This window comes from uncultured Limimaricola sp., from assembly GCF_964022235.1.
Classification (GTDB): domain Bacteria; phylum Pseudomonadota; class Alphaproteobacteria; order Rhodobacterales; family Rhodobacteraceae; genus Limimaricola.
Map to the genome: position 1 here is coordinate 1 of NZ_CAXHZL010000023.1, position 2,827 is coordinate 2,827.

At 63.2% G+C, this 2,827-nt stretch carries 3 protein-coding genes; all 3 read right to left on the reverse strand.

All coding sequences use genetic code 11. The annotated features are described in order from the left end of the window. Window positions 1-214: DUF736 family protein (locus tag AADJ02_RS18165; RefSeq protein WP_341214417.1), on the reverse strand; the 214-nt coding region annotated here is incomplete at its 3' end. 125 nt (window positions 215-339) lie between these two features. Continuing rightward, window positions 340-645, reverse strand: coding sequence for a hypothetical protein (locus AADJ02_RS18170; RefSeq protein ID WP_074637386.1), 306 nt, complete (start codon window positions 643-645; stop codon window positions 340-342). Between the two features lie 14 nt (window positions 646-659). Next, window positions 660-2,827, reverse strand: a 2,168-nt coding sequence (locus AADJ02_RS18175) for a strawberry notch C-terminal domain-containing protein (RefSeq protein ID WP_341214418.1), incomplete at its 5' end; no start/stop codon positions are given.

The following is a 2,827-nucleotide window of genomic DNA, read 5'->3' on the forward strand; positions in this document are numbered from 1 at the left end:
TGCCGCTGGTATTGCCGGTCTCGTTCCAGGCCGTGCCGATGCGCACCTTGCGGCCCGACTTGTTGATTGCCGTGACGTCAAAATCCGGACTGCGTTCGGACATCTTGGCCCGTGCCTCGAGCTGGATGGCGATGTCAAAGCGCGTCGAATGGATCATGCCGGTGTATTCGGCGGCAGCGGTCTCGGCGTTGCGGGTAAGGGTTCCTGCGAACATGGGATAGTTCCTTCTTGGATTGGCCGGTGCCTGACGTTCTTGCCAGCGCATCCGGGATTGCTTTTTCGACCCCTCCTGGGATCACAAACTAGAAAGCTCGCTTTACTTTCTTCCCAACCTTCAGTTCAGCGCTGGCGCCTGAGAGACTGTGCCACCTCCCCGCCGGGTACGACGCCCCTCCCCTGCCCGTCTGGTCTCAGTTGGCTATCCTGGCGCTTCTCGTCGCCACCCTCCGGTCCAGCGATAAAGAACTCTGCTTCCTCCCCGTTCAACCGCTGCCCGCTCCGGTCGGTCAGCCCGATGGTGCTGCCGTTCGGCTCAAACGTAATCAGGTATTGGCCGAGGCTGTCCTTTTGCACGCGGTAGCCGGTGTTGGCCCAATGCACGGTCCGACCGGCATCGATGGCGGCTTTGATCTCTTCGAGTGTCATGATCGCCTCCGTGCCTATTCCGCTGCCACTGAAGCCACGTTCTGCGCGGCTGACGTTTCGGTTCCAACGATCCGGGCCAGAATGCGGCCCGTGTCGATCCCGTCTCCATGCGGCAGGAACACCCGCAGCTGGAAGGAGATGATCTCCGTGAAACACCCCATGGCCTTGAGACCTTCAATCATGCCCCGATCCGCACCACCCAGCTCGAGACGCATCTCGCCTGCGACCCGGCGACGGGTCAGGGTGAGACCCCGGCCCAGATCGACAGGTACGGTGGTGCCGAGGGCGGCGGTCAGCATCTCCTGCGGTGTTTGCGGGTTGGAGACGAGGAAGCGGGCGCGCAACGCTGCCGTCCCTTCCTCGCTCAGCGTGCGCCCGATCATGGCGGTCGCCCCGTCCGGCGTGACGCGGTAGATGCGCTCATTCGTGGTCGGGATGTCCTTCCAGATCGGCAACAGCATCCCCGTCAGCAGGTAGAGCTTGGTCGTGGTGGTTTTCGGCAGGGACGCAGCCTCTTCATCCCAAAGCCTTGCGAACTCAGGCCTTCCGATGTCTTCCCAGGCCGAGGACTCGAACCGCGTCTCCTCCAGATAGCTCGACCCGTTTGGCCGCACCACCTTGCGCATCAGCGTGACAATGTCCTCGTCATACATCTGCATGGGGCGCGCCGAGATGAGCGCCGCGCGACCGGAGGCGCGATTCACCATCGGCAGCTTGTCGGGATTGCGCGATATGGCCTCTTCGGCGCCCAGGACATACACTGGGTCCGTCACCTCAAGTCCGATGATCCGCGTCACGGCGCCGGATTTCGGGCAGGTCCAGAGATCCTCTGTGGAGACCTGTTCGATCTTTTCGCCACGCAGGGTTTCCACGCCGAGATCGAGCGTGCCCGCCGCGCGCGCCCGTTCAGTCTGATCGGCAATCCGGCGCATGAACTCGGCAAAGAGCGCGTTCTGCATGTGGATGGGCAGGGCCAGAACCCGGTTCAGAAACCGCTGGATCGGGGGAAGCTCCTCAAGGAGCACCCCGTCCTTGTCGATCAGCCGCAGGGCTGTCCAGTCGGTGAAGCTCTCGTAGCTCATCGCCTCAGCGCGCCCGGCGGCAAGATCGGCGAAATACCCACGCAGCGCCGCCCGCGCGATCGGGCTTTCGAGATTGTCCTCCTCGCGGAACATGCCTTGCGAGCCGGTCTCGCGCTGGCCCTTGGTCAAGGCCCCCAGCTGGTCGAGGCGTTTGGCTATAGTTGAGGTGAAGCGTTTCTCGCCATGCACATCGGAGGTGCAGACCCGGAAGAAGGGCGCGCTGACCTGGGCCGAGCGATGCGTGCGGCCGAGCCCCTGGATGGCCGCATCCGCGCGCCAGCCGGGCTCCAGCAGGTAGTGCCGCCGCCGTTTCTGGTTCTTCGCCGTTTGCGCCGCGTGATAGGACCGGCCCGTGCCGCCTGCATCGGAGAAGATCAGGATATCCTTTTCGCCGTCCATGAAGGCTTGGGTCTCGGATGAATTGCTACTGGCGCTGCGCTTTTCGATGAAGAGATGGCCATCCTCGGCTTTGAGGGGCCGGATGGACCGCCCCGTGACTTCTGCCACGGCATCGTCGCCAAAGGCCCAGAGGATCTGATCCAGCGCCGAAGGGATCGGGGCCAGCGTCATCAATTCCATCATGGCCGCGTCACGCAAAGCGAGCGCCTCGCGCGAGATGACCAGCGCCCCAGTCTCATCCCGCAAAGGTTCTGCCACCATATTGCCGTCGATCTCCACCAGCTTTTGCGCATGGATCGGGAAAGCCTGTTCGAGGTAGCCGAGAACATAGTCGCGCGGCGTCAAGGCACCCTCGACGAGTTCATCCTCGGGATCCATCGTCTCAAGCCGGCGTTTCAGCAGACTCTCACCCGTCGAGACCACCTGGATGACGCAAGCCTTGCCCGCCGCCAGATCGTCCTCGATGGCGCGGATAATGCTTGGAGCCTTCATGCCCATCAGGAGATGGTTGAAGAAGCGCTGTTTCGTGCTCTCGAAGCGGGACTTGGCCGAGGCGCGTGCGGCCGAGGCATTAGTCTCTCCCGAGGCGTCGTTGACGCCGGTCGCCGTCAGCGCGGCTTCGAGATTGTGGTGGATGGTGCGAAACGCACCCGCATAGGCGTCGTAGATCTCGATCTGGGCCGGGGTGAGCGCGTGTTCGA

Bases quoted from the DNA above. Each gene is read 5' to 3' on its own strand.
- AADJ02_RS18170 (WP_074637386.1), bottom strand. From the start codon at position 645: ATGACACTCGAAGAGATCAAAGCCGCCATCGATGCCGGTCGGACCGTG.